28 protein-coding genes, 1 other RNA gene and 1 pseudogene are annotated in these 24,797 nt (G+C 42.2%); 15 read left to right on the top strand and 15 right to left on the bottom strand.

The features are described 5' to 3' along the window. The 7 genes and pseudogenes from VPNCDNU1_RS19685 to VPNCDNU1_RS19715 all read left to right on the top strand — a co-directional run. Positions 1-259: pseudogene (locus tag VPNCDNU1_RS19685) on the top strand (sel1 repeat family protein); the annotation flags it as partial. A gap of 35 nt (positions 260-294) precedes the next feature. After that, on the top strand, positions 295-1,263 hold the full coding sequence (locus VPNCDNU1_RS19690; RefSeq protein ID WP_104401914.1) for a sel1 repeat family protein: 969 nt from the start codon (positions 295-297) through the stop codon (positions 1,261-1,263). A 258-nt stretch (positions 1,264-1,521) separates the two neighbouring features. After that, entirely contained in the window at positions 1,522-2,478 is a 957-nt protein-coding gene (locus tag VPNCDNU1_RS19695) for a hypothetical protein (RefSeq protein ID WP_145959476.1), read from the top strand. Beyond that, the gene (locus tag VPNCDNU1_RS19700; protein WP_104401916.1) at positions 2,475-3,602 is read left to right on the top strand and encodes a hypothetical protein; all 1,128 of its coding nucleotides are present in this window, start codon (positions 2,475-2,477) and stop codon (positions 3,600-3,602) included. Before VPNCDNU1_RS19695 ends, VPNCDNU1_RS19700 begins: the two co-directional genes overlap by 4 nt. 14 nt (positions 3,603-3,616) lie before the next feature. After that, positions 3,617-4,735: a hypothetical protein gene (locus tag VPNCDNU1_RS19705; protein ID WP_104401917.1), complete on the top strand. Its 1,119-nt coding sequence runs from the start codon at positions 3,617-3,619 to the stop codon at positions 4,733-4,735. A 34-nt stretch (positions 4,736-4,769) separates the two neighbouring features. Further along, a complete protein-coding gene (locus tag VPNCDNU1_RS19710; protein WP_104402056.1) occupies positions 4,770-5,747 on the top strand; it encodes a sel1 repeat family protein in 978 nt (325 codons plus the stop codon). A gap of 34 nt (positions 5,748-5,781) precedes the next feature. Further along, complete coding sequence (locus VPNCDNU1_RS19715) at positions 5,782-6,759, top strand: sel1 repeat family protein (protein WP_104401918.1); 978 nt, start codon at positions 5,782-5,784, stop codon at positions 6,757-6,759. A 47-nt stretch (positions 6,760-6,806) separates the two neighbouring features. Here the strand turns inward: VPNCDNU1_RS19715 and VPNCDNU1_RS19720 are convergent, their stop codons facing one another. From VPNCDNU1_RS19720 to smpB, 11 genes are all read right to left on the bottom strand, one after another. Further along, on the bottom strand, positions 6,807-7,970 hold the full coding sequence (locus VPNCDNU1_RS19720; RefSeq protein ID WP_104401919.1) for a glutathionylspermidine synthase family protein: 1,164 nt from the start codon (positions 7,968-7,970) through the stop codon (positions 6,807-6,809). Positions 7,971-8,085: 115 nt separating this feature from the next. Further along, positions 8,086-8,709, bottom strand: a complete 624-nt coding sequence (locus VPNCDNU1_RS19725; RefSeq protein WP_104401920.1) for a DUF1190 domain-containing protein — start codon at positions 8,707-8,709, stop codon at positions 8,086-8,088. A 10-nt stretch (positions 8,710-8,719) separates the two neighbouring features. After that, positions 8,720-9,133, bottom strand: a complete 414-nt coding sequence (locus VPNCDNU1_RS19730) for a DUF350 domain-containing protein (protein ID WP_104401921.1) — start codon at positions 9,131-9,133, stop codon at positions 8,720-8,722. A gap of 23 nt (positions 9,134-9,156) precedes the next feature. After that, positions 9,157-9,792, bottom strand: coding sequence for a YjfK family protein (locus VPNCDNU1_RS19735; protein WP_104401922.1), 636 nt, complete (start codon positions 9,790-9,792; stop codon positions 9,157-9,159). 2 nt (positions 9,793-9,794) lie between these two features. After that, a complete protein-coding gene (locus VPNCDNU1_RS19740; protein WP_104401923.1) occupies positions 9,795-10,820 on the bottom strand; it encodes a potassium channel protein in 1,026 nt (341 codons plus the stop codon). Positions 10,821-10,835: 15 nt separating this feature from the next. After that, positions 10,836-11,522 (bottom strand): PspA/IM30 family protein, encoded by a 687-nt coding sequence (locus tag VPNCDNU1_RS19745; protein ID WP_101110708.1) that lies wholly within the window; start codon positions 11,520-11,522, stop codon positions 10,836-10,838. Further along, the gene (locus VPNCDNU1_RS19750; protein WP_104401924.1) at positions 11,522-11,923 is read right to left on the bottom strand and encodes a DUF2170 family protein; all 402 of its coding nucleotides are present in this window, start codon (positions 11,921-11,923) and stop codon (positions 11,522-11,524) included. Before VPNCDNU1_RS19750 ends, VPNCDNU1_RS19745 begins: the two co-directional genes overlap by 1 nt. A 175-nt stretch (positions 11,924-12,098) precedes the next feature. Further along, positions 12,099-12,800 carry a lipoate--protein ligase family protein gene (locus VPNCDNU1_RS19755; RefSeq protein WP_104401925.1) on the bottom strand — a complete coding sequence of 234 codons (702 nt, stop codon included), beginning with the start codon at positions 12,798-12,800 and terminating at the stop codon, positions 12,099-12,101. Between the two features lie 154 nt (positions 12,801-12,954). After that, on the bottom strand, positions 12,955-13,164 hold the full coding sequence (locus VPNCDNU1_RS29280) for a helix-turn-helix domain-containing protein (RefSeq protein ID WP_104401926.1): 210 nt from the start codon (positions 13,162-13,164) through the stop codon (positions 12,955-12,957). 236 nt (positions 13,165-13,400) lie between these two features. Then, positions 13,401-13,767, bottom strand: a transfer-messenger RNA (tmRNA) gene (gene ssrA, locus VPNCDNU1_RS19765). A 68-nt stretch (positions 13,768-13,835) separates the two neighbouring features. Beyond that, positions 13,836-14,321 carry an SsrA-binding protein SmpB gene (smpB, locus tag VPNCDNU1_RS19770; protein WP_101110701.1) on the bottom strand — a complete coding sequence of 162 codons (486 nt, stop codon included), beginning with the start codon at positions 14,319-14,321 and terminating at the stop codon, positions 13,836-13,838. Positions 14,322-14,576: 255 nt separating this feature from the next. Here smpB and VPNCDNU1_RS19775 point away from each other — a divergent pair, with 255 nt between their 5' ends. After that, positions 14,577-15,008, top strand: a complete 432-nt coding sequence (locus tag VPNCDNU1_RS19775) for an SRPBCC family protein (RefSeq protein ID WP_104401927.1) — start codon at positions 14,577-14,579, stop codon at positions 15,006-15,008. Continuing rightward, positions 15,008-15,328, top strand: coding sequence for an RnfH family protein (locus VPNCDNU1_RS19780; protein ID WP_104401928.1), 321 nt, complete (start codon positions 15,008-15,010; stop codon positions 15,326-15,328). The genes VPNCDNU1_RS19775 and VPNCDNU1_RS19780 overlap by 1 nt, the downstream gene beginning before the upstream one ends. A 115-nt stretch (positions 15,329-15,443) precedes the next feature. Here the strand turns inward: VPNCDNU1_RS19780 and bamE are convergent, their stop codons facing one another. The 3 genes from bamE to nadK form a co-directional block, all read right to left on the bottom strand. After that, positions 15,444-15,803: an outer membrane protein assembly factor BamE gene (bamE, locus tag VPNCDNU1_RS19785; protein ID WP_101110698.1), complete on the bottom strand. Its 360-nt coding sequence runs from the start codon at positions 15,801-15,803 to the stop codon at positions 15,444-15,446. A 259-nt stretch (positions 15,804-16,062) separates the two neighbouring features. After that, positions 16,063-17,727 carry a DNA repair protein RecN gene (gene recN / locus VPNCDNU1_RS19790; RefSeq protein ID WP_104401929.1) on the bottom strand — a complete coding sequence of 555 codons (1,665 nt, stop codon included), beginning with the start codon at positions 17,725-17,727 and terminating at the stop codon, positions 16,063-16,065. A gap of 121 nt (positions 17,728-17,848) precedes the next feature. Continuing rightward, the gene (gene nadK / locus VPNCDNU1_RS19795; protein WP_104401930.1) at positions 17,849-18,733 is read right to left on the bottom strand and encodes an NAD(+) kinase; all 885 of its coding nucleotides are present in this window, start codon (positions 18,731-18,733) and stop codon (positions 17,849-17,851) included. Between the two features lie 152 nt (positions 18,734-18,885). Here nadK and grpE point away from each other — a divergent pair, with 152 nt between their 5' ends. Further along, positions 18,886-19,485 carry a nucleotide exchange factor GrpE gene (gene grpE, locus VPNCDNU1_RS19800; RefSeq protein ID WP_104401931.1) on the top strand — a complete coding sequence of 200 codons (600 nt, stop codon included), beginning with the start codon at positions 18,886-18,888 and terminating at the stop codon, positions 19,483-19,485. 169 nt (positions 19,486-19,654) lie between these two features. On the opposite strand, the gene VPNCDNU1_RS19805 is transcribed toward grpE, so the two are convergent. Beyond that, complete coding sequence (locus VPNCDNU1_RS19805) at positions 19,655-20,065, bottom strand: type IV pilin protein (RefSeq protein ID WP_104402057.1); 411 nt, start codon at positions 20,063-20,065, stop codon at positions 19,655-19,657. A 102-nt stretch (positions 20,066-20,167) separates the two neighbouring features. On the opposite strand from VPNCDNU1_RS19805, the gene VPNCDNU1_RS19810 reads away from it, so the two are divergent. The 5 genes from VPNCDNU1_RS19810 to VPNCDNU1_RS19830 all read left to right on the top strand — a co-directional run bounded on the left by VPNCDNU1_RS19810 (position 20,168) and on the right by VPNCDNU1_RS19830 (position 24,753). Next, the gene (locus VPNCDNU1_RS19810) at positions 20,168-20,665 is read left to right on the top strand and encodes a GspH/FimT family pseudopilin (RefSeq protein WP_104401932.1); all 498 of its coding nucleotides are present in this window, start codon (positions 20,168-20,170) and stop codon (positions 20,663-20,665) included. Further along, the gene (locus tag VPNCDNU1_RS19815) at positions 20,646-21,236 is read left to right on the top strand and encodes a PilW family protein (protein WP_104401933.1); all 591 of its coding nucleotides are present in this window, start codon (positions 20,646-20,648) and stop codon (positions 21,234-21,236) included. Before VPNCDNU1_RS19810 ends, VPNCDNU1_RS19815 begins: the two co-directional genes overlap by 20 nt. Beyond that, complete coding sequence (locus VPNCDNU1_RS19820) at positions 21,233-22,498, top strand: hypothetical protein (protein WP_104401934.1); 1,266 nt, start codon at positions 21,233-21,235, stop codon at positions 22,496-22,498. Before VPNCDNU1_RS19815 ends, VPNCDNU1_RS19820 begins: the two co-directional genes overlap by 4 nt. Further along, complete coding sequence (locus VPNCDNU1_RS19825) at positions 22,488-22,898, top strand: type IV pilus modification PilV family protein (RefSeq protein ID WP_104401935.1); 411 nt, start codon at positions 22,488-22,490, stop codon at positions 22,896-22,898. The genes VPNCDNU1_RS19820 and VPNCDNU1_RS19825 overlap by 11 nt, the downstream gene beginning before the upstream one ends. 295 nt (positions 22,899-23,193) lie before the next feature. Then, positions 23,194-24,753, top strand: a complete 1,560-nt coding sequence (locus VPNCDNU1_RS19830) for an AbgT family transporter (protein ID WP_101110690.1) — start codon at positions 23,194-23,196, stop codon at positions 24,751-24,753. Positions 24,754-24,797: the final 44 nt, after the last annotated feature.

Here is a 24,797-nt window from a genome sequence, read left to right on the forward strand (position 1 = left end):
TAATAAAGATTTAGAGAAAACTTATTTTTATAATAAACTTTGGGGTGAGCTGGGAGGAAGGAAAATGAGTGACGAAATTTTTCTAATCGAAAGTGTAAAAGTTAATGGGGCGACAGTATTTGATGAAAACGGAAAGCGGGTAACTAGAAGAATCATCTCTCAAGAAAAGCAAGATGAATTAGATCGCCAAGTAGAAGAGTTTGTCAAAGACATTAAAATCAACCTATTCCTAGACGAAACCTCCATCGAATTATTCTAGTTGAAATCGCCTTACTCAGGCGCTTACTTTTTATTATGAAATTATTATTTTCTATATTATTACTGATCAATCCACTGTGCTCTTGGGCAAGTGATTCAATAGAACAAGGTATTCGTCTCTTTAACCAAAAAGAATATGACCAAGCGCAAGAGATACTTCTTAAAGAATCCCAAAAAGGCAGTACTTACGCCACGTATTGGTTAGGGGTAGTTCAATACAAAAATGGCGAACATTTTGAAGCGGGTGATACATTTTTAAAAGCGGCAGAAATGGGTAGCCCGTGGGCGATGGCAATCTTGGCTGGTGAAGAGTTAAACATAGATAGTCCATGTGATTATTTGGGTTGGTCTTGTGATGAGGAATGGGCAGACAAGGCATTCAAGGGATGGAAAATTCAAGCCGAAAATGGGAACGGAAAAGCGATGTTTGCTATGAGGGTAAAAAAACCTTACTGGTGGGAACTTGTACCTTTTTACCGATCTTATAAATCCGAAGAAATCTACGACCAAGCTTTTGCATTTGGGTCCAATAGAGCCGCAATGCGAATTGGCAGTTGGGTTTCAGAAGACAAAGCTCTGGAATATGTTAAAGCGGCAGCAAACAAAGGCTACGCACCAGCTATGGTCTCTCTTTATTATCACATAGAAGAAACCAACTCAGTCGAAGCAGAAAGATGGTTGAATAGAGCTCTAAATTTAGGGTATCCGGAGGCGGCAGAAGCGCTGTTTCTAAATTTTTCGGTTGATATAGAAGATAATGAAAAATCGTATTTTTATAATCGATTATCTGGTGCATTAGGAGGGCATGAAAGAAATAGTAATCGCTTTCTGATTCAAGGTGTTGAAGTTGATGATATGCCTTTATTTGATGAAAACGGAAAGCGGGTAACTAGAAGAATCATCTCTCAAGAAAAGCAAGATGAATTAGATCGCCAAGTAGAAGAGTTTGTCAAAGACATTAAAATCAACCTATTCCTAGACGAAACCTCCATCGAATTATTCTAGTTGAAAGCGCCTTACTCAGGCGCTCACTTTTTATTATGAAGCTATTGTTTTCTATATTATTACTATTCATTCCACTGTGTTCATGGGCAAATGAATTAATTGAGAAAGATATTCGCTTCTTTAATCAAAAAGAATATGCTCGTGCGCAAGATAGATTCCGTAAGGGAGTACATTAAAGCTCGGCAGTGTAGGCACACAGTTAGCGGGCAATTACGGAATCGGTTTTCAGGTGAATTTCGTTTGGTGCTGGATAACGGCGTGGTTACCATCATTGCTGCGGCAAAAGTGGTCTGTGGTCCCGGTGTTTCAGGAAAGTTCTCGTTTGCACTCAATGCCATTAATGCCGACCGATTTATAGCGCATTTGCTGAGTATTTTGAAAGAGTCAGGATTTAGTTACATTCGTTTCTTTGGCGAAAAAGACGAACATGGTAAAAATGAGGCATTTGAGGAGCTGAACCAACAACTAACTCTAGCGGTTTGCCTCGGGCTCACATTAGGTGAAGTACTTTTACTTCCTGCCACATCCTATAATTCTTACAAATTCGATATTCTACAAGAAGACTATGCGCCCACCATCGCTCGCCATATTTTGGATAAGTCTCAAAAAGGTACACAGGCTTGGGTGAAAAATTTACCCCCAGAGACGCTAAGTAACCTGTTTTCTTGCTTAATTAACGCAAAAGAAAAGGGGTGGTTTGAATCCGTTGAAGAGGAAAAGAAAAGATTTTTAGAAAAACTCAATATGGCGAAAGCGTTGGCTCAATTATTTGACTGGATTAAACCTTCGGTACCAAACAAAGAGAATAACCACAAAGTATGTCGGCAATTAGAAGAAGCGCTTATAAGGATGGACTCCAATTTGGAAGAAAATGAAGCGCCTTTACTTCAATGGAAAAAGTTGGCCGACAGTTGGCAGAGAATTGATAGATTTATATCTCCGATAGAGGTTGAAAAAAATATTCTCAATGATGAAGGTGAAAATGTAATAATTGTAGCTGAGGAAGATGCTAAATTTATTAAAAAAAGTATGGCTAACGCGATGGAAGTTATAGGCTCAGGCTTTTCATTGTTTAGATACGTAGACGCAAATGGAAATATTCATTACAGAGCTGTAAAGAAATCAACTGAAGATAGCAAGCAGAGTGTTAAAGAAAAGAGTAATACACTTCGGAGTATATATAGAGAGGATAAGTCTTGGGAGGAAATCACGTGAAGTACAATATAAAAAAAATAGTAATGAATACAATCATTACAACTATTGTATTTGTTTTTCTATTTTTAGCTTTCATGTATGGTAGGAAATATTATAGGGATTTGCCAACTGAATTTAAAATAAATCAGTTAGAGAATTCACATGTCTACTCAAGGCTTCTAAATAGTCGAGAATATGTTGGAGTTACAAATAAAGACCCATATATTTCTAGTGCCTACCGACCAGGGGACAAATTATACAAGCCATTACTGGCAGTACAGCAAGGGCGGTGGGATGAAGCGCAAGAACTTCTAGAGCCATTGGTTATGGCTGGTGACACCACCGCCATGTTTTGGTTGGCAGAGATCAATTATTCCACCGGTGCTTTTTCAGGAACCTATGGGGCGACCTTATTTAAAAAGGCAGCCAAACTAGGTAACCCTTATGCAGCTCTAAAATTAGACAGCGACAATGAAGAGTGCCAACGTTTTATGGGCAGGCATTGCAGTAAAGAGTGGGGCGATCTTGCTGAAAAACTGCTAGAAGAACGAGCAGCCAATGGAGACTACAAAGCGCGTTTTGCATTGAGCCGATATCGAGGTTGGAACTCTAAGGAAGACTTTAACGAAGCCGTTGAAGCGGTTATAGAAAGTGCAAAAAATCACTATTTCAGGCCATTAATGGAAGTGGCCTTTCCTTATTATGATGCAAGTGATATAGAGCGGACAAAAATTGAGAGTGATTTGATTAGGTTTATGTTGCATCATAACTATCCTCGTGCAATTTTAATGCTTCACTATGGTGAACGAGAGTTTTCTGATGAGTATAAGAAAGAGATCTATGAAAAGTATATGTTACTCGTTGGGCATAAGGACTTAGCTATCTTAGATTATTATGGCGAAAATTATAGAAATGACAGAGACAAACTCATTTATAGTCTGGCTTTTTCTATGCTTTCAAATACCTATAAAAATGAATATGGCGGTAAAGTAAGAACTTGGGAATTTGAACACAGATATCTTGATTCTGGTGATAAATTCACTGAAGAAGAGATTAATAAAGCTAAAAGTTTATTTGAAGAAATAAAAAACACATCCACCCCTGTGATTTATATTGATGAAATTGAACCAAGAAGATATCTTTAAATAAAGCACCCGCAATGAAAATAAGACTTTTAAAAGCTGTTCTAGTCCTTACTTTATCTCTCGTGGTTCTATTTTTTCTTTTTGTATTTGGAAGGGAAATATATGAAAGTATCCCAACGGGATTCGAAAAGAGAGTAGCTGAAGGACCTCATGTTTTTCTAAGTCTATTGGAGGATGGGAAATATACGAAAGGGTTAAATAGTGATCCATATATTTCTAGTGCCTACCGACCAGAGGATAAATTATACGAGCCAATACTCGCAGTACAGCAAGGGCGTTGGGATGATGCGCAAGAACTTCTTGAACCTTTAGTTGTGGCGGGTGATACCACTGCCATGTTTTGGTTGGCAGAGATTAATTACTCCACTGGTGCTTTCTCAGGAACCTATGGTGCAACCTTATTTAAAAAGGCCGCAAAACTAGGTAACCCTTATGCAGCCTTAAAATTAGACAGTAACAACAAAGAGTGCCAACGTTTTATGGGCAGGCATTGCAGTAAAGAGTGGGGCGACCTTGCAGAAAAATTGCTAGAAGAACGAGTAGCCAATGGTGACTACAAAGCACGTTATGCATTAAGTTTGTATCGAGGACGAAAAACAGAAAAAGATTACGATGAGGCTGCTGAAATAGCCATTGAAAGTGCCAAAAACAACTACCTTGCGCCGTTGGTTTCTATAGCTTTATGGCATAGAGATGTAAATGATAAAGAGGTGATGGAAATTGAAAAAGAAATTTTAAAACTGATATTAAGTAATCACTACCCTCCGGCACTCACTATACTGCATTATTCTGAATATGATTTTTCTCAAGCATTTAAAGAAAGTATATATGAAACTTATCCTTTAATTGTTGGACATGGGGATTTCTTGATAAGAGAGTATTATGGTAGTGAGTATCAAGGAGATAGAGATGTATTACTATTCAGTTTAGCTGTGTCTATGTTATCCAATACCTACAAAAATGAACACGGTGGTGGGCTTAGGTTATGGGAATTTGAGCGGAAATATCTTGGTCGTGGGAACAGTTTTACTAAAGAAGAACTTGATAAAGCAAACATGATTTTTGAGAAAGTGAAAAAAGAATCCACCCCTGTGATTTATATTGATGAGATTGAACCAAGAAAATATCTTTAGTAATAACGCCCTAATTAGGCGTTTGATTTTTATTATGAGATCATTGTTTTCTATATTGTTACTATTCATTTCACTGTGTTCTTGGGCAAATAATTCAATAGAACAAGGTATTCGACTTTTTAATCAAAAAGAGTACACCCAAGCACAAGAAATACTCTTAGAGGAATCCCGAAAAGGCAGCGCCTACGCCACCTATTGGTTAGGAGTGATGCAATACAAGAATGGCGAACATTTTGAAGCAGGTGATACGTTTTTAAAAGCAGCGGAAATGGGCAGCCCGTGGGCGATGGCTATGTTATTTGAAAACAATATGTATGTAAACTCGCCGTGTTCCTATTTAGGTTGGGGGTGTGATGATGTATGGAAGGACAAAGCAATTAAGGCTTGGGAAGAGCAAGCAAGGAATGGCAACGGGAAGGCATTGTATGCAATTAATGCCAATCGCAGGGATTGGTGGGAATATATACCATTTTACCGTAGTGGAATTTATAAAGAAATAGCGCGAGAAGCGATAAAAAATGGTGGTTACCGGTGCTTTAATTACAGTCGGTACTGGGATTCGGCTGATGAAAAAATTAGCTATCTCAAGTTGGCGGCTAATAAAGGGTACGCACCAGCAATGGTTTCCTTATACTATTACACTGAAGATACCGATCCAATTTCAGCCGAAAATTGGTTATATAAAGCACTGAGCCTTGGTTATCCTAATGCAGCAGAAGCATTCTTAAATAAATATTTTCTAGATGATAGTGATAATAAAGGTTTAGAGAAAACTTATTTTTATAATAAACTTTGGGGTGAGCTGGGAGGAAGGAAAATGAGTGACGAAATTTTTCTAATCGAAAGTGTAAAAGTTAATGGGGCGACAGTATTTGATGAAAACGGAAAGCGGGTAACTAGAATAATTATCTCTCAAGAAAAGCAAGATGAATTAGATCGCCAAGTAGAAGAGTTTGTCAAAGACATTAAAATCAACCTATTCCTAGACGAAACCTCCATCGAATTATTCTAGTTGAAAGCGCCTTACTCAGGTGCTTACTTTTATTATGAAATTATTATTTTCTATATTATTACTGATCATTCCACTGCGCTCTTGGGCAACCGATTCAATAGAACAAGGTATTCGATTATTTAACCAAAAAGAATATGACCAAGCACAAGAGATACTCATAAAGGAATCCCTAAAAGGAAGCGCTTACGCTACTTATTGGCTCGGGGTGGCTCAATACAAAAGTGGCAAACACTTTGAGGCGGGTGATACGTTTTTAAAAGCAGCAGAAATGGATAGCCCGTGGGCAATGGCAATGTTGTTTCCTGGAAAAGGTAGTAAATGTGAATATTTGGGATGGAAATGCGATGATAGGTGGATTGAGTTAGCTATTAGTGAGTGGGAAAAGCTCGCAGAAAAGGGGAATGGTGATGCTTTGCTTCAATTACAATTTTATCAAGGCACATGGCGTGAATATGTTCCATTTCTAGGAAGGTACTTAATTAATAAAAAATATATAGAAGCACTATACAATGGATCTAATAATGCCGCCCAATACTTGTATCAACATAGTGGATTATCCTTAGAGGAAAGAATTAAGTATATTTTGGTTGCAGCAAATAGAGGTTATGCTCCGGCTATGGTGATTTTATATTATCATGAGGACTTTATAGGTTCTAATGAGGCAAATAAATGGATTAATAAGGCAATAACTTTAGGATACCCAAAAGCTGCAGAATCATTATTCTATAACTATCACCTGCGTAGAGAAAAAAATAAAAATGATATCGAGAAATCTTACTATTATAACCTTGTTCTTGAAGCACTAGGTGGAGATGCCAAAGATAAGGAAAGTCTAACAATGGAAAATGTTAGAGTGGATGGAAGATTAGTGCTGGATGAGGAGGGGGATTTTTTATACAGGTCTCTTATTACTAAAAAAGAACAAGATGAATTAGATCGTCAAGTTGAAGAGTTCGTCAAAGATATTAAAATTAACCTATTCCTAGATGAAACTTCCATCGAATTATTTTAAATAAAAGCGCCTAATTTAGGTGCTTTTTCTTTATTCTTCTTCTCTAATCACAAAATAATATGTGGAACATATCGAGCGTAGTCTTGAGTAATTAGCGAATCATCTTCTCGGATCGACATGCCTGCGGCTCGGTCGTTGACGAGCCAACTGCCAACAAGGGTGTGGCAGTTATTGAATACGGGGAGCGGGTGGTATGCCTGAATAATTGCCCCTTCTTCGCCATACGGTCCATCTGCTGTCGCCACTTCTTTTCCATCTTTGAAAATTGAGATATTCGCCCCTTCGCGTGAGAAGATCGGTTTTACAACGTAGTCGTTCAATGTATTTGCTTGAGGGTCATCCGAAAAGTACGAGGGCAGTAGGTTAGGGTGGTTTGGGAACATTTTCCATAACATGGGAAGTAATGCTTTGTTAGACAACACAGATTTCCACATAGGTTCCAACCAGTTTACCTTCGCTTCCGCAAGGTGTTGAGCATACTCCTCATTGAACATGAATTCCCATGGGTAGAGTTTGAACATCCAACGGATCGGGCTGTTTTTCAGATCCGTGAACTCGTGGTGTTGGTTCAAGCCAATGTCTTCTATAAACACAAACGCTGTCGAGAGCCCTGCTTCTTTGGCGCAATCCTCTAAGTATTGAACCGTTCCTCTGTCCTCTTCTGTGTCTTTACAGCACGAGAAATGCAGCGTTTGACCGGGCTGAGATTTGGCGAGCTGATGGAATCGGTCTATCAGGTAATCTTGCAGAATATTAAATTGGTCGGAGCGCCTGTCCAATTCGCCTGCGTTAACTTTTTCTTCCAACCAAACCCATTGCCAAAACCCTGTCTCGTATAAGCTGGTTGGTGTATCTGCGTTGTTTTCCAGAAGCTTTGCGTGCCCCTTCCCTGAATAGGCAAAGTCGAGCCTCGAATATAAGGAAGGTTCATTGGCTCGCCACGACGTTCGAACGTTGTCCCACATCTCGCTTGGGATCTGAAATTTCGCGAGCAGTTCTTCGTCGTTCACCACTTTGTCGACGACTTGCAAACACATTTGGTGAATTTCTTCGGTTGGTTCTTCGATGTCTCGTTCGGTCTGTTCGAGTGTAAATTGGTAATACGCTCGCTCATCCCAATACGGGTCGTCGTACATACTGTGAAAGCCAAAGCCGTATTTCTTTGCAAGTGCACGCCAATTTGCGCGCTCTTTGGTATCGATTCTTAGCATCAGGGGTATCGCGCCAGATTTTTTGATGGAAGGTCTATCGACCTTAATGATGTCAATTATGAACAAAAGCAAAAAGAAGTAGGGGACCGTTTGCCCCCTATTTGATGGTATGAAGTTATCCGCCCCATCCTGACTTCTTGCCACTTGAGCGAGAAGAAGATTTAGAGCCAGAGGATTTGCTCCAGCTGGATTTGGCTTCTACGGTAGAACCAAAACCGCCCCGCGACATCGTTTTAGATACGGTTGGCGGCTTTTTGAAGTCGTTTGTTTTGACTTTGATTTTTTTGTATTTTTTGTAACTACTGCTACTTGAACCGTACCAAATACCATCGTCGCTGTACCAGCCACTGCGGTAGATGTACATGGGGCGAGAATAGTAGTGTGAGTCGGTAAGGCGAGCGAACATAAACCCACTCAAAGCTGGGATGAACCAATTTTGATATTCTGGCTGAAAACACCCACGTGTAAAATCGAATTCACAGTCGTCCTGAGTGTTAAATCTAGGTGAAGACAACAACGCTAGCTCTGCCGCATCTTGGTACGCGGCCTGGCATTGCTGGGTATACCCAGGGTGGGCATCGCTACACTCTTCAACGGTTCTAAAGATTTCTGCTTCCGTTGAATCGTCGGAACAACCTGTAACGGTGGCTAACCCCATGAACGCTACGAGAGGTCTGACATCAGCTTGTCGCCAATCCTTTTTCATGGATGGCAATATGACTTTTCTACTCCGTTTCATCCGGTGCTCCTTAGTAAGTCATACACGCAGCGTTAAGCATACCTACTGCGATTGAAACACTTGCCAACACAATACCGGCAGAGATTTCGTTGTCTTCAATACGCTGGGAAATTTTAGGCAAGAACATAAATCGAACGAGCATAAAAGCAAGTAACTGAGCGATAAATGCGACTACTCCCCAGATAACAAAGTCGACTAAGTTAACTGAGTTAGATGCTGCTCCCGCGATCGAAATGCTGTAACCCACAAACGAGCCCGAAAGTGCTACTGCGGCAGCGATATTATTTTCTTTGACCAGTTTCCATTCGTCATAAGGGGTAAAGCGGATATAGACCAGCTTAAACAGGATCAAGAAGGCGATACAAATCGCAAAGTATGTTACGAAATCCACTAAACCCGCTAGGGATTGAGCCACTAATTCCATGAATGAAATTCCTTGTAAATGTGTTATCCAATGACAGTAAAGTCAGTGGGTGACAGGTCGACGCCTGTAATATAGGTAACGCAGCGCTCAGCCGAACCGTTTTCGAAACTTTCTTCGCATGAGATCACAAGCGATTCTGCCAAATCGGGGGTTGCGTCGCGCTCATAAAGCATAATGAATTGGTCGGTTTCCGATACCTTTCCGTTGCTGTGGTAGGTTTTTTCCGTCATCGCTACTGGGCGGTCGTTATCCCATACCTTGGTGAACTCATGATCGTCAAGTTGCTGAGATGGCTGAACCAAATCTGTCTCTATCCAGCGGTTCCAAGTGGTTTCTAGGTCGATAGACTTGGTCTCATAGAAGTAAAAGAGCTTCACTTCTAATACTCCACTGTCGCCTTCGCCATTCAGCAATACTTGTATGTACCCATCGTCGTCGGTGTAGTATCGAAGCAGTGTTGTTTGACTATCGAGCTTCACTTCCCCGACTGCTTGAATCAACTGGGTACGAGATGCGCCGTCAATGGTGAGTTCAGGTTCGAGCATGCGAAACTTTAAGTCGTCCAACTCGAAAGCACCGCCAAGTCTAAGCCCTAAAACTTCAGGAGCATTGGGCTTTTCTTCGGTTTTTTCTGTTTTTTTCTTAAACCAGTCAAACATGGTTATTTCCAACTGAAGTTATCAATTCGCTCATCAGCAATATAGAAAAGCGTGTTACCAGCAGATACCACACAATCTAAGCTGGGGTTTAGCTCAATACCTGTTCCTTTATCAATACCAATCAGGGTTGCTTGATAGTCCTTTTTAAAGGAATCGAATAACTCGCTGATTTGGGTTTCAGAAGCATTGGCAGGGAATGCCACAGAATATTGAGTCATGCCTTGTGTTGAATTCAGCAGCTCTTGATGAAGGGCGCTCGAGCCAGGGTCGACAGCGGCTTTGGCCAGCATTTCGGTGGCTACCGATGGAATGCACTCGGCATTCGGGCAGTGCTGCTTAAGCAATCGACTTAATGCTTCGTCTTTGAAATAAGCCAGCAAGTGAGCTTTCGGGTTTTCGTTTGCGCAGTAGAGGGCGGCTGATAAGGTGACGTCGTCTTCTGGGTTATCGATGATGATACAGCTTGCGGCTGGCAAGTTGGTTTTCACCATATCGTTACAGTCTGTGAAGGCACTGACTTTAACGAAGTCGATCTCTGATGGAAGCGGGTTTTCTATGTCGGCTTTTACACAAAGTACGATGCGTCTTCTGCCCGTTTCTTCATGTTGTAACATACGAATTAAGTGCAACGTCCGTTGCTCATTCCAACCCAGCAACAGAATATGATTTTCCACGTTTACTCTCCGTTTTCCTAATACGCCAGCACGCCACATCGTGACGACCAAAACCCCGATCTGACTCACTGATATTGCGAATAAACCCAATCCAAACGGGATAACAAACAATGCCACAATCCAGCGACCCATAGGTGTGGTTGGTGACATATCACCGTAACCAACGGTAGATGAGGTCACAACAATGTAGTACAAAAAGTCGGTGACATTCGATGTAAGGTCAGCTTCGCCCGCAAACGCGAGTAACGCCCATGAAATGACCACATAGCCAGCGGCTAAACCGAGTAAGCTTTTGGTTCTTAGAGAAAACAGGTGGGCGTACACCCACCTTTTTAATGTAAACCACACAGTCATGTGAGGAATGTACCTTTATTTGCCTAAGATACGAGCAAGCTCGTCTTCTGCGGAAGATTTACCTCCCGCGGTAATACCTGCATTGGCCAGTTTTTTATCTAAGCTGCTGCCCGATTGCGCTTCGTGCAATTCTTCAGCGGCTTCTAACTGAGCTTGTTTCTCTGCTTGGCGATTTTTAATGCGCTCAAGGGACTCCACAGCGGTGGTCATTTTGCTGTTCGCACCAACGTTGGTCGATGAGACTGAAGCTTGCGCTTTTTGCACGGCTTCATTGGCTTTTATCACATCGACTTGTTGTTCTAGCTGACGCAATTTGTCTTTCGCTTGTGCAATGTTCTCACGCAACTTTTGCTCAGACGCTTTGAACTGCTCGGCGTAGTTTTGCTCGGTAGTGCGTTGATTGGTCAGCTCTGCTACACGGCCTGCACATTCAAGAGCTAAATCTTGCTCACCCTTTGTCATGGCGTTACGGGCGTGTTCTTCGTATTCTGCAATACTGCCGTCTAAACCTACTACCTTGTTGTCTGCAAGCTTTCTTTTCGCGACCAGAGAAACCAACGCTTCGTCTGATTTTCTGAGTTCTTCTTTCGCTTCACGGATCTCTTGATCCAAGATACGAAGTGCTTGGCTATCTGCAACCTCTTCTGCAGCTTCGTTTACGCCACCTTTAATCGCAGTAAATAGCTTTTTCCATACACCCATTATGCTTCTCCTAAGAATTCTTCATACAAGTCGATGAACGCTTCCACATTACGGTACAGTGTCGCTATCTCAATCAGTACGCTCTCTTCCTTTGATTGAGAAGAAAGAGAACCGAACGCCACATAGTAGTCGTCACCGGCAATGTTGTTAATGCCGATAGTAGAAAGCGGGAACATTTTGTGGGTTCTTAAGATTTCATCATTCAAGGCGTTCACATCACGCACTGACGACTTTGCAAAAAGCAGAACTTCAGCAATGATTTGTTCGCCAGCAACAGCGAGGTAAGCCTCTACACCATCTTCATTTCGAATAAGAAGAGATTGAGAGGAAGTGTTGTTTTCGACTGTCCAGCCTTCGTGGTTAGAAAGTACCGGCACTAAGTCGTTGAGTGTCCAAGCCATGTAGATATTCCTTATTTATTATGGAATTACCATCTAAACGTTGTGTGCAACACCGAAGATGTATGTGTGTTACTCAAATCCAAGATTAGATACTAACCGTATCATATTGTTTCAATATGAAAATTCATAGCCATAAATAAATCGAGCTATTCTACAAATTTAGACTTTTGTTAAACTAGGCGTACGTTAAGAAAGCTTCCGTTAACTGTTGGAAGAGTGCGTCTATGCTTGGTCGTTCCTTTATATGCTCAAACAATGGTGTGTGAACATCGCCTTCAATGTGCCCGTTGTGCCCACATAGTGTGTTGCAAAGGTTAACGGGGGCGACGATATTTTCCATAACGGCATCAACGAGTATGCACGCTTGAGAAAGTACTACTCTTCCGCCGTCTTTTTTGAGCAACACGCGCTGCGCCGTGCCGACGATTTTTTTTCCGTTAATGTTTAGGTTGTAGTCGCCATCACAATAGGAGTGAGGCGTGGCATGTATATCGGTTCTAATGCCTAGAGCTTTAAAAAACTGGGTGAGTACAAAGCACAAATCTTGATACGACTTTTGAATGTCATAGGGAACGCCTTCTTCCCAATGATAGATATGAGAAAGGTTAATAATTCCTGGAACTTGCGGAACAGGCGCGCCACCCGTTTTACGTGACATGAGAAGCCACCCTAAGTTATCTAACCCCGACGTTAATTCCTCAGACACTTTCCACTTCTTACCAGAAGGCAAGACTAAAGTGGCCGTTTTAGCTTGCCAAAGCATCAATACCTGAGAAAGCTCTCCAGATTGAACTTGTTTTAGTAACACACTCTCTTTTTCAAAAATATCTTCTACTTCAATACTCTTAAAACGAACCAGTTTATTTTTGGATGCCATGAGAGCTTTCTCACTCAGAACAAATCTAACAATATTCTAGATAGTAAGCGGAAATTACTTAGGAATAAAAGTTCGTTACATTTTAAGGGAAGTGATCACAGCTTATAGAGAAGGGCTTTTCAAGTTTTGGTGAGTGTTTGGAGCATAGGTGTCACTACTTTGTAATAGAGTCCAGAAGGAAGTAAAGCAATCGCACCGACTCTGTCTTTATCCAATTCTTTAAAGATATTGAAAGGTTGTTTTCGAAGTTCGAGATCGTCGCTTGCTTTATACCTACTCTTTTTGCCAACTTTGATTGAGTCCATCCGTTCTTTTGACGTTTTAAGAGCATCAATTCTGCCAATTGCTTTGGACTGTATATCATTCGTTCCAGCCTTCTATAAGTGAGCGATGAATTTTGAAGGAGCCTAATTATCCTATAGTGAGGATAGAGGTAAGTGGATCCCTATAAGGGTATAAAGTCTATTTTATCCCCACTAGAGGATAGAAATTGGAATATACCCTGGCGGGTATATTTGATTGGTACCAATATACAAATACTTTAGATACCAAATACAAAAAGCCCGCTAACTCTAGGAGCTAGCGGGCTTTCCAAACGTTTGGTGGAGCTGGCGGGAGTTGAACCCGCGTCCGAAAATCATTCATCATTGGTACTACATGCTTAGTCGATCTTTAAATTCACCATCCACCTGCGAACCGACACGCTAGTAAATGATTATCCTGAATTAGAATTCGCGCTTTTCCTCTCAGGCGGGAGAAGCCACGCTAGCTAGTTTGGGTTTGACTCTTTGTAATTCCCCGTCTTACAAGCGGAAGCTAGGGCAAAGAGGCTCTGAGCAGGTTATTAAGCTGCTAGTGCGTAGTTTTCGTCGTTTGCGACTATTTTTTTGCGGCTTTTTACGTGGCCAACCGCCCCACGGCATGCACCTCAGACTGCAGTATTCCCGTCGAATCCTGAATCAGCCCCAAAGTGTAGGTTGCATAGTACCAGAAAACCTTAGGCTGTCTAGCACTGCGCAACTCAAGTGGTCAAGATTAGCGCAAATTGCTCTTCATAACGCGAGCTTTATCGCGAGCCCAATCTTTTTCTTTCATATCAGTACGTTTATCGTGCAGTTTTTTACCCTTCGCGACACCCACTTTCATTTTGACCCAAGAACGGGACCAATACATAGCGGTGGCAACCAAGGTCATACCTTCGCGGTTTACTCTGCCAAAGAGGTTGTCGATTTCACGACGCGACATCAGCAGTTTACGAACGCGCGTAGGGTTTGCAACGGTATGAGTACATGCTTGTTGTAGCGGGGTGATTGTCACTCCACTAATAAATGCCTCACCATCGCGGATATATACATAGCTTTCGGCGATATTGGCTTTGCCTTGACGCAGAGATTTTACTTCCCATCCCTGAAGTTCTAGGCCAGCTTCGATTTCGTCGTCGATGAAATATTCGTGGCGAGCTCGTTTGTTTTGAGCAATGGTATTGCTACCTGCTTTTGGTTTTGAATTTTTCTTTGCCATAAGAACGGCATTATATACCCAAGTCCCCTAAAGATGCTAGGTGCATACGTCATTGTGTGTTTCTTTTTAAACGAATACTTCGTGAATAAAATGAAGCGGATAATGCGCTCGAACGAGTTTGTTTTTGTCGTTTATTCGCCGAGAAGCCTGTGAGTTTTTTGGGGCTAGATCAAGAAAACTTTCATAGGGGGGTTACGTGAAGTAACATAAGGGCACGTTTTCCTCGTTTTAATGTTTTGTTTAAGTGGACCCGATATGCCGCAAGTAACCCGCAGCGCCTTAGTACCATTTAGCGCTGAGCAGATGTACAGCCTCGTGAATGATGTAGCCAGTTACCCAAGCTTTTTGCCAGGTTGCTCTGGTTCTCGAATTATTGAAAACTCTGAATCGAGTATGGTGGCATCCGTGGATGTATCGAAAGCAGGCATCAGCAAAACGTTTACAACGTCGAACCAGTTAGAGGCTGGACGAAAAATTTTGATGCAGTTGGTGGATGGTCCATTTAAGCAGCTTCATGGTGGTTGGGAATTTACTCCACTGGATGACACGGCATGCAAGGTTGAGTTGAAATTAGAATTTGAATTCACCAGCAAGCTTGTTGAAATGGCATTTGGTAGGATTTTCAATGAGCTAACTAGCAATATGGTGAACGCGTTTACGCAACGTGCAAAGCAGGTATATGTGTAATGAGCAGAGTACCAAACATGATTCACGTCGAAGTGGTTTATGCGTTGCCGCAAGAGCAGCGAGTGATTACCTTAGCCGTAGAGGCGGAGATGACGGTTCAAGAAATCATTGAGCAATCGGGTGTGTTGGAGATTTACCCCGAAATCGATCTGGCAAAAAACAAAGTTGGTATTTTCAGCCGTAACATAAAGCTAAATTCGACAGTGTTAGACAGAGACCGCATTGAAATATACCGACCGCTTTTAGCTGACCCTAAAGAGATACGTCGGAAAAGAGCAGAGCAAGCGAAGAAACAAGCGGAAGCTGAAAAGTCTAAATAAATCATAAGACTAGAGGACTGTAAGGTTGGTTGATTATCGAAAGTAGATATAACGCAAAAATAACAAAGGCTCGCAATTGGCGAGCCTTTTCAATATCTGGTGAACTTAATTGGGTTTAGTAAACGCCTTCGAAAAAGTTTTCACTGGCTGGGAAATCACCTTCCACTTTGACCAATCTTTCGTTGTCATCGAAACGAACAAAAAGATTTTTTTGTATGGAGTCGCTGTGCCCTTTTGTGTGGTGGTAAATGTAATACCAGGTATTTGGGTAGCCGTTTTCAACGAGCATTGGCGAACCTAAAACAAAGCGAACCTGTTCTTTAGACATGCCAAATTTTAGTCGGTCTACCGAGTTCTGCTCAATGTAATTTCCCTGATTGATGTCGATACGATAAACCAGTTTTTCTGCAACCGAGCAACCCGTTAACATGACGAGCGCTAATGGTACTGCAACAATCCACTTCTTAAATTGCATATGCTTTCTGTTCTTTAATACTAAGTTCAAGTTCTCGGCCAGATGATAATCACTCCGGACCGAGAAGTAAAAAGTTTCTCGTGCCATCCATTGGCATTCTCGAGTTTCTAACACCATTAAATAGCCGTGGTGAAATCATATGACCATAGTTATAACGATAAGTTGCATTGTTACAAAGACAAACAGCGCAGGGGGGAGCTGCGCTGTGAGGTGAATAACATTTTGTGAGTGGATCTTTGCTGTGGAATTGAAGATTCTATCAAGCCGCAAATAAAAGCTCTTTCGCATTTGCCAGCGTACTATCGGTTATCTGGCTACCCCCTAATAAACGTGCTAGTTCAGCAACTCGCTGGTTTTGATCTAAGCAGTTCATTTGTGTTTCAGTTTTGCCGCCTTTGGTGTTTTTAGCGACAAATAACTGTTGGTGGCCACATCCGGCAACTTGTGGAAGGTGTGTTACACAAAGAACTTGCGTGGATTCACCAAGCTTACGAAGCATTTTGCCTACTACTGCTGCAGTCGGCCCGCTGATGCCCACATCAACTTCATCGAAAATCAGGCTAGGGGTATCCACTTTTTGAGCGGTGATAACTTGAATGGCCAAGGAAATACGTGAAAGTTCACCACCAGAGGCAACTTTTGCTATTGGCTGCATCGGTTGACCAGGGTTGGTTGACACTAAGAACGTGGCTTGGTCGATACCAAGTGGCGACGCATTGTTTTCATCACGTACGACATCAATACAGAACTTGGCTTTTTCCATACTGAGTTCATGCATACTTTGGGAAATGAGTTTATTGAGCTCTTTAGCATAGCGCTGTCGAGATTTGTTCAGCTTTTCAGCGGTGGCTAAGAACTTCAGACGTTTCTCTTCAACTTCCGCTGCTAATGCGTCCATTTTTTCGTCTGAACAATCTAAGGCTTCAACCTGTTTGAGCAAATCTTGGTGGTGTTGATATAGCTCATTTGGTATTACATGATGCTTGCGTGCAGTAGACATCACTTTAGAGAAACGTTCTTCAACATAAACCATGCGAGCAGGATCGACATCAATACCATCTAAGTAATGACGTAACTCACTGTTTGCCTCTTCCAATTGAATAATGGCTTCAGAAATCATATCGGGTAAGCCTGAAAGCTTTGAGTCTAACTCAGAAAGCTGAATCAGCGAGTGATTGGCTGTTTGAAGAATACCGAGAGCATTAACGTCCTCACCTTCATAAATCAACTCTATTGCTTGTTGGCAAGTGGATGCTAATTCCCCGTTGTTAGCCAAGCGTTTATGTTCTTGTTCTAGCTCCGAAAACTCTTCCTCACCAATGGCGAGATCGTTGAGTTCTTTGATTTGGTATTCAAGAAGCTGCTTTTGTGCGAGGTTTTCTTGGCTGTTTTGCTTAAGTTGCTTTAGGTGATTATCTGACTGACGCCAAGTTTGGTAGTAGCTTTTGGTTTTATTAAGCAGGTTCACGTGACCAGCGTACTGATCCAACATGGAAAGTTGATAGTCACTCTTCATCAATTGATGGTGGGCGTGCTGTCCGTGAATATTAATGAGTAGCTGCCCAAGAACCTTAAGCTGTGAAGCAGGCACTGGGCTGCCGTTAATGAAGGCTCTTGAACGACCTTCTTTAGTGATAACTCGTCTCAGGATGCATTCACAGCCATCCATCAGATCGTTATCTTCTAGCCAACGCGTTGCATTGATATTGTTGTCCAGTAGGAACGAGGCAGAGATGTCGGTTTTTTCTTCACCTTGACGAACAGAGCTTGCTTCGGCGCGATCACCTAAACATAAGCCTAGAGCATCAATAGCGATGGATTTACCTGCACCTGTCTCGCCGGTTATGGTTGTCATGCCTTTGGCAAGTTCTAGCTGTAAAGACTTCACAATCGCAAAATTATTAACACTTAGATGAGCCAGCATTTTATTTACCTGTGTAACTGAACATACTGTATATAAATGCAGTATATACTGTTTCTTTATACAGTAAAGTTGTGCAGGTGATTTTTTTCGTTTTGTCGATTTTTTGTGAGCAAAATCTTGGTCAGAAAAGCTTGCTAGACCAACCCAATTTATTCCTTAGCACGTGATAGTAACTGTAGTCTTCAGGGTGAATAAGTTTGAGTACATTTGGGCTTTGATAAATGTGGATCTCATCCCCTGGGGAAACGGGTAGTGAAATTTGTCCATCACAACTTATCTCCTGCGTGCCGCGATTGTCTGGGGAAACAAGCAACTTAATACGTCGGTTGCCGTCCACAACTAACGGGCGGCTAGAGAGTGTGTGAGGGAACATTGGCACTAGGGAAATCGCGTTCAGGCTTGGCGATAAAATAGGGCCACCGCCAGAAAGTGAATATGCAGTAGAGCCAGTCGGAGTGGAAACTATCAACCCGTCTGAGCGTTGCGAGAAAGCAAACCTGTCATCGATGTACACTTCGAACTCAATCATGTGAGCGATTTGCCCTGGGTGCAGTACCGCTTCATTAAGTGCCGCATTGTGACTTTTTACTTGCCCATGCCTGTGGACTTCAGCCTCAAGTAGAAAGCGGTCTTCCTCTAAGTATTCACCAATAAGGACTTTCGATAGCGCTTTTTCAAAGTCTTCAGGATCGAGATCGGTTAGAAACCCTAGGTTGCCGCGGTTTACACCGATCACCGAGATATCAAACCGAGACAGCACTCTCGCCGCACCAAGCATATTGCCATCACCGCCCACAACAATAGCAAGATCAGCTTGTTTTCCTATGTTCACTAAACTGGTGAAACAAGAGCGTTCTATGTCTGTTAGGATTTCTTGTAATCGATCGTCAATGACGACGGAGTAGCCTTCTTTAATGAGCCAGTGGTACAACTCTTTATGAGTTTGAATGGCTTTACTGTCACGGGGTTTGCCTATAATTGCGATCACTTCAAAAGGCTTTGGCATAGAGAAAATCCGTTGTCTGAGGTTATTGTGCTTGAAACGCAAATCTTCATCCCCATAATAAAGGCAAGTTGAAGAACTATGCGAGGTTTTTTATCTCAATTTTTTGAGCATATTATCGCATAAGTAGTTGAATTCTGAATTCTGGAGATATCATGAGCAACGAAGAAAACAAGATTAACGAAGAAGAGCTAAAGCAACAGGAAACTGCAGAAGAAGTAGATGCAGTAGGCTCTGATGCCGATATCGATTGGAACGAAGAATCGGTTCAAGATGAAACTGATGCAAAAATCGCTCAACTTGAAGCAGCATTGCTTTCAAGTGAAGCTAAAGTGAAAGAGCAGCAAGAATCGGTACTTCGTGCAAAGGCAGACGTTGAAAACATGCGTCGCCGCAGTGAACAGGAAATCGATAAAGCCCGTAAGTATGCGCTGAATAAATTTTCTGAGGAATTACTTCCAGTTATCGATAACTTGGAGCGCGCTATCCAAGCAGCGGATGTAGAAAATGAAGTGATTAAGCCATTCCTTGAAGGTGTAGAGCTAACACATAAAACGTTTGTTGATGTTGTGTCTAAGTTTGGTCTTAAAGAGATCAACCCTGAAGGTGAAGCGTTCAATCCTGAATTCCATCAAGCTATGTCGATTCAGGAAAGCCCAGAACACGAATCGAACATGGTGATGTTAGTAATGCAGAAAGGGTATGAGTTGAATGGTCGAGTCATTCGTCCTGCTATGGTGATGGTTGCGAAGTAATTCGCTGCTGCTAATACCGCCACTGCTACAGCTTTAATTAAACGAGACTCAAAGTTGTACTGGGGTTAAAGCATTAAACTTTATAACAAGAAGCCCGCCAAATTCAGGCGGGCTTCTTATTACCTAAAAACGTTCATTGCCGTTAGAATTTATTGTCAGCAAACTTTAACTACCAACAAATTTTAGGCGTATTGGTACCGTCGGCTTTGACTGTGAGTGTACCGCAAGAGTCACTGTTTTGACCTTTATCCGATTTTGGGGTGGCGGTGATTGTGTAACCTCCTGCGGATGTTACCGCAAAGGCGTACCTGTCATCTGAGGTATCGCATATGATGCAAGTTGAGCCAGATAAGATATTGCTCCATGAATAGCCATTATTGTATGCCTGCTCCATTGTCAGTTGGATGCGGATCATATCCGCCATGGCTTGTTTGCGATGCCCTTTGTACACGTAGTTGTTCAAGGAGGGGTAAACAACGGCCGCGAAAATGGCAATGATAGAAACCGCAACCAGAATTTCGAGCAAGGTCATTCCTTTGTGTGTGCTGTTGCGCTTCTTGCATCTATTTTTTCGAATCATTTCCATATCTTCCTTCATTTTCGCAGCGCTATTCTTCGTTGGTGCTAGCATCTCCGCAAGCGAATTTAGGTACATAAATAAAGTTTCAGAGGAATTTGGAATATGGCTCGCGGCTTTACACTCATTGAGCTTTTGATCACTCTGGCTTTATTGTCCATTTTGCTTGGTGCATTTGCTCCAAGCTATAAATCAGTGACAGATGGCAATCGAATAACTCGTCTATCCAATGAGATTCAGGCCTTTTTAGTTGAGGCGCGGTCGGAAGCGGTGATGAAAAACAAAGACCTTTGGGTTCATGTAACCATTTCCGGAGCTTCCAAAAATGGAGACTGGTCCATTGAGCTACGTGAAACGAATACGGCTTCGGGCGCTTTAGTTCAATCTGTATCTGGCTCACCTTTTAAAAGTATCCACTTCAACAGTAACCATGGCTCTCCGTTTAAAGTGGAAGGCGTGAACGGTCGAATTCAAGGTGGCACTTTTAATTTCAGTTACAAAGAAAATATGTCCGATAGCGGTTCGGTGATTACTCATTTTACCAATGGTCGAGTGAAAGTGTGTGGCAGTAGAGGGAATACTCATGGCTTCAAAGAGTGTTAGCTCATCGCGTCAGTTAGGCGCGTCATTGGTTGAGTTAATGATAGCTTCTGGGCTGAGTATGCTCGCGATCATTTCAGTTGGGTCTGTTTATCTGACGGCGCAAAAATCGGCAACTCAACGTTCTCTTGACCTATTAGTTCTGCAAAGCATGTCGGATACCCTTAAGTACATAAAAGAAGATGCGCTCAGGGCGGGATACAATGGCAGTGAAAATACCGCGGCTATCGTGTCTGGAGCGGACGATGTTTACGTAACAACACCCAATTCGTTGGGCTACGTGTATCTGAATAAAAGCGATAAGTACGAGCACGTATTCCTCAAGCATGAAGACAATAACGTTAAAATATGCACAAAGCAGTCTGCTGCGATTAGCACGCAAGCATCTTGTAATCGGTATTTCAAAATGCTGGATGAAAACCAAGTGAAAATTACTGACTTTACGGTGACATCGACACCACTCGGTTCATCGGTAAGTTCAGCATTTATAACCCTTTCTATGACTGGATCCCTTAAAAGCTCGACGGACTCAGTCACTCTTAATACATCGTTTAAACAAAGGAACTGGAAATGATCCGACGTTCTGAAGGCTATATTACGCTGACGATAACAAGCTTTATCTTGTTAGCTGCGCTGATTTTAGTTATGGGGTCATATAAACAGGTTTTCTTCCAAATTAAACGTGCTCAAAACGAAGTAAAAAGCCGCCAAGACCATTGGGTCGCAGAGGGGGGACTAGAGTGTGGGTTTGCCAGCATAAAAGTTAGAGGTTTGAATTCAATTCCCAACAATCTATTGTCTGATTGCAGTGATATCTCACTAAGCTCACTGACAGAGGATGTCAGCAATTCGTCAGTGCTAGTATCGAAGTCCGGATATACGCGACTGAAGAAAGAAATAAACTTCCTTTCTTCTAACTCTCAAGGAGCAATAAGAAGCACATCAGACCTTGTTTTTAGAGGAAGTTACACGTTTACCCCAGATCCTGGTAAGCGAAGATCTAACGGTGATTGGAATTGTAAAATTGTTCAATTTCAAGGAACTCTCGGACTGTATTCACCTTACGAGAACACGTCCGTTGCAAATATGGGGTTTGATGACAACAACAAGCCATATTCCACCTTCCCTTCAGGGCAGAGCTGTGACAGTAATTATTCAACCGCTAGCTATTCAAATGTTAACGGCGGCGCAATGAAGTATTGGGTGGAAGGCGCAACTGAAAGTGATATTGAACATAAAACAGATATAGGTGATTTATTTAAAGACATTTTTGGTGTTCCCAGAGATGAATGGCTAACTATTAAGAACGATCCACTTTTTCATAAAAAGGATGGTGGAGAGAGTTGTGGCAACACTATTTCAGAAGGTATTTCAAATGGAAAATCATTGATCTGGTATACGGGATCCTGTGAGCTAGGAACGACTGATTTTACCGCTATATCAACGGCATTCTCGAATTCTCCTAATGTTAATAGCGCTGTTATTGTAATTGAGAATGGTCTCTTTTCTACTCTCGCAACGTACACATTTCCGGGCATGTTTTATCACTTCAATACTAACTACCAGCCAACAGCTTCGGAATGGGCAACCACTGCGGCGAACGCTAATATGCCAATAATTGCTAATCCTGCAGCAACTCCGTTTGGGTTGGAAGATGTCATTTATTACCAAACGGGAGCTTTTGTCCCTACTGGAGGGTATATTATGGATGCACCAGGGAAAATTGCCATGTTCAACAGCAGTATGAATTTTCTTTATAACCAAGACAACCTAACTACGCCTCTTTCAAAAATTCGAAAGCTAACTTGGGCAAAAGGATCTTGGAATGATTTCTAAAAAACACCAAGGTTTTAGCCTGATTGAAGTGATGATTGCTTTTCTAATATTTGGTGTTGGTGTACTTGGGCTTGTGAAGTTACAAACCTTCATGGAACACAAATCTGAACATGCGATGCGCAGCTTAGAAGCGTTGTATTTAGCCGAGTCAAAGCTGGAGTATTTTCGTCAGCGATCGGTGAGCGGCGCTAATGGCACCATAACTTTTGATAGTATCCAGTCGGGTACAGAAGTAAAAAGCGGTGGCTACACACTGACATGGACGGTATCGCAACCTACTGGTTCCATTTCGTCTGCGGTGAAAATTATCACAGTAGAAGGTGAGTGGAAAAATCGGCTCAATGCGAATCAAAAAGTGTCGCTCAAAACCATGGTGTCCAGCTATAACGAGTTTGATTAGAGCTTTTAGACCGTAGTACAAAAATTCATCATATAAATAATCCACTCTTAAACATAACGGCGCTACAGGAGAATTAACTTTCCTGTAGCGCTTTTATTTTGTGCTAGTTGCAAGGTTGATTATGGTTTGTTGTTTGTTTGTAAATAAATTAAAAATAATTGTCTGAGATTATGAAATGGTCTGGTTTTTTGTGCTTTTATATTGGTGTTCTAATAGAATAGTTAGTCGAGAAATGAGCGATATATAACTAAATGAATAGCTCGTTGAAAACAACATCTGACATATGGAGTTACCCATGAGTAACCAAGCTGTTAAGCAGGCTCCACCATCCCAACCGTCGGGAATGGACCGATTTTTAAATTTTATCGAACGTGCTGGTAACAAGATCCCCGATCCAGCAATCTTGTTTTTTTGGGCTCTAGTGATCGTTTGGGTATCGTCGGCATTACTTTCTAATGTTTCCTTTGATCTGATGAACCCGCGTACTGGTGAAGCACTGGAAATAAACAACCTGCTCACCGGTGAAGCACTCGCTAGTTTCCTTGCGAATATGGTGACGACGTTCACTAGCTTTGCACCTTTGGGGATTGTGTTAGTGGCAATGCTCGGGGTAGGTGTCGCTGACTCTTCTGGCTTCATTACCACTGGCTTGAAGAAAATGCTGAACTTCACGCCGGCGAAACTTTTAACACCAATGCTTATTTTGGTGGCGATTGTGTCACATACCGCAGCCGATGCGGGTTATGTGCTCGTGATTCCGTTGGGGGGTATTATCTTCCATGCTGCTGGTCGTCATCCTCTTGCCGGTATTGCGGCGGCATTTGCGGGTGTTTCTGGTGGCTTCTCGGCTAACTTTATTCCATCTGGCATCGATCCTCTATTGGCTGGCTTCACCCAAACAGCAGCACAGGTATTGGATGAAAGTTATGTTGTGAACCCGCTGGCAAATATTTTCTTCACTGGAATCTCCTCTGTCATCATTGTTGCGATTGGCTGGTATGTGACCGAGAAAATCATTGAACCTCGTCTCGCCAATACTCCGGTTGATGAAGATGCGGAAGAAGCACCCGATTTGGGATCGTTTTCGGCTATTGAATCCAAAGCCTTTCGTTATGCTGGTTGGGCGATGTTGGCAGGTATTGCTTTGCTGGTTGTCGCACTTATTCCGGAAGACTCAGCACTGCGCTCACCTGATGGGGAGTTAACGGCGTTCTCTGCACCAGTAATGAAATCTATCGTACCGCTGATTTTCATTCTATTTATTATTCCCGGTATTGTTTATGGTCGTGTGGCTGGCACGTTCAAGAGCAGTAACGATGTGATTAAAGCCATGTCCGACACTATGGCGACGATGGGTGCTTACATTGTCATGTCATTCTTTTGTGCGCAATTCCTGTCGGCGTTTGGTCAATCAAACATTGGTACTATGCTTGCACTTTATGGTGCAGAAGGGCTTAAGGCTCTTGAACTACCAGGGCAAGCGACCATCGTAGGTATGATTCTCCTTACGGCATTTGTAAACTTGCTGGTTGGGTCTGCATCTGCGAAATGGGCGTTAATTGGTCCAATTCTAGTACCGATGCTAATGGCGGTCGGAATTTCTCCTGAGCTTTCTCAGGCGGCGTATCGCGTCGGTGATTCCGTATCCAACATCATTTCACCGCTTATGGTGTTCTTCCCACTTGTCGTGGTTTACTGCCAACGTTACGTTAAATCAACGGGTATTGGCACTTTGGCTTCTCTAATGATGCCGTTTTCCATCGCGATGTTGATCGGTTGGACAATCTTCTTACTGGCGTATTGGGCATTAGGAATACCTTTAGGTATTCAAGCGCCTTACACGTATACGATGTAAATTTAGAAGCGACACTTTGTAATTTGGTACAACGCTTTAAACAA

It is taken from the genome of Vibrio penaeicida (assembly GCF_002933855.1).
Classification (GTDB): domain Bacteria; phylum Pseudomonadota; class Gammaproteobacteria; order Enterobacterales; family Vibrionaceae; genus Vibrio; species Vibrio penaeicida_A.

What these genes read in the sequence shown, in the direction of transcription:
- VPNCDNU1_RS19825 (WP_104401935.1), top strand. Translation starts at nt 22,488, where the DNA reads ATGATTTCTAAAAAACACCAAGGTTTTAGCCTGATTGAAGTGATGATT.
- VPNCDNU1_RS19755 (WP_104401925.1), bottom strand. Translation starts at nt 12,800, where the DNA reads ATGGCATCCAAAAATAAACTGGTTCGTTTTAAGAGTATTGAAGTAGAA.
- smpB (WP_101110701.1), bottom strand. Translation starts at nt 14,321, where the DNA reads ATGGCAAAGAAAAATTCAAAACCAAAAGCAGGTAGCAATACCATTGCT.
- VPNCDNU1_RS19715 (WP_104401918.1), top strand. Translation starts at nt 5,782, where the DNA reads ATGAAATTATTATTTTCTATATTATTACTGATCATTCCACTGCGCTCT.
- VPNCDNU1_RS19705 (WP_104401917.1), top strand. Translation starts at nt 3,617, where the DNA reads ATGAAAATAAGACTTTTAAAAGCTGTTCTAGTCCTTACTTTATCTCTC.
- VPNCDNU1_RS19775 (WP_104401927.1), top strand. Translation starts at nt 14,577, where the DNA reads ATGCCGCAAGTAACCCGCAGCGCCTTAGTACCATTTAGCGCTGAGCAG.
- VPNCDNU1_RS19710 (WP_104402056.1), top strand. Translation starts at nt 4,770, where the DNA reads ATGAGATCATTGTTTTCTATATTGTTACTATTCATTTCACTGTGTTCT.
- VPNCDNU1_RS19725 (WP_104401920.1), bottom strand. Translation starts at nt 8,709, where the DNA reads ATGAAACGGAGTAGAAAAGTCATATTGCCATCCATGAAAAAGGATTGG.
- VPNCDNU1_RS19720 (WP_104401919.1), bottom strand. Translation starts at nt 7,970, where the DNA reads ATGCTAAGAATCGATACCAAAGAGCGCGCAAATTGGCGTGCACTTGCA.
- nadK (WP_104401930.1), bottom strand. Translation starts at nt 18,733, where the DNA reads ATGCCAAAGCCTTTTGAAGTGATCGCAATTATAGGCAAACCCCGTGAC.
- bamE (WP_101110698.1), bottom strand. Translation starts at nt 15,803, where the DNA reads ATGCAATTTAAGAAGTGGATTGTTGCAGTACCATTAGCGCTCGTCATG.
- VPNCDNU1_RS19735 (WP_104401922.1), bottom strand. Translation starts at nt 9,792, where the DNA reads ATGTTTGACTGGTTTAAGAAAAAAACAGAAAAAACCGAAGAAAAGCCC.
- grpE (WP_104401931.1), top strand. Translation starts at nt 18,886, where the DNA reads ATGAGCAACGAAGAAAACAAGATTAACGAAGAAGAGCTAAAGCAACAG.
- VPNCDNU1_RS19745 (WP_101110708.1), bottom strand. Translation starts at nt 11,522, where the DNA reads ATGGGTGTATGGAAAAAGCTATTTACTGCGATTAAAGGTGGCGTAAAC.
- VPNCDNU1_RS19830 (WP_101110690.1), top strand. Translation starts at nt 23,194, where the DNA reads ATGAGTAACCAAGCTGTTAAGCAGGCTCCACCATCCCAACCGTCGGGA.
- VPNCDNU1_RS19750 (WP_104401924.1), bottom strand. Translation starts at nt 11,923, where the DNA reads ATGGCTTGGACACTCAACGACTTAGTGCCGGTACTTTCTAACCACGAA.
- VPNCDNU1_RS19820 (WP_104401934.1), top strand. Translation starts at nt 21,233, where the DNA reads ATGATCCGACGTTCTGAAGGCTATATTACGCTGACGATAACAAGCTTT.
- VPNCDNU1_RS19810 (WP_104401932.1), top strand. Translation starts at nt 20,168, where the DNA reads ATGGCTCGCGGCTTTACACTCATTGAGCTTTTGATCACTCTGGCTTTA.
- VPNCDNU1_RS19815 (WP_104401933.1), top strand. Translation starts at nt 20,646, where the DNA reads ATGGCTTCAAAGAGTGTTAGCTCATCGCGTCAGTTAGGCGCGTCATTG.
- VPNCDNU1_RS29280 (WP_104401926.1), bottom strand. Translation starts at nt 13,164, where the DNA reads ATGATATACAGTCCAAAGCAATTGGCAGAATTGATGCTCTTAAAACGT.
- VPNCDNU1_RS19740 (WP_104401923.1), bottom strand. Translation starts at nt 10,820, where the DNA reads ATGACTGTGTGGTTTACATTAAAAAGGTGGGTGTACGCCCACCTGTTT.
- VPNCDNU1_RS19780 (WP_104401928.1), top strand. Translation starts at nt 15,008, where the DNA reads ATGAGCAGAGTACCAAACATGATTCACGTCGAAGTGGTTTATGCGTTG.
- VPNCDNU1_RS19805 (WP_104402057.1), bottom strand. Translation starts at nt 20,065, where the DNA reads ATGATTCGAAAAAATAGATGCAAGAAGCGCAACAGCACACACAAAGGA.
- VPNCDNU1_RS19690 (WP_104401914.1), top strand. Translation starts at nt 295, where the DNA reads ATGAAATTATTATTTTCTATATTATTACTGATCAATCCACTGTGCTCT.
- recN (WP_104401929.1), bottom strand. Translation starts at nt 17,727, where the DNA reads ATGCTGGCTCATCTAAGTGTTAATAATTTTGCGATTGTGAAGTCTTTA.
- VPNCDNU1_RS19730 (WP_104401921.1), bottom strand. Translation starts at nt 9,133, where the DNA reads ATGGAATTAGTGGCTCAATCCCTAGCGGGTTTAGTGGATTTCGTAACA.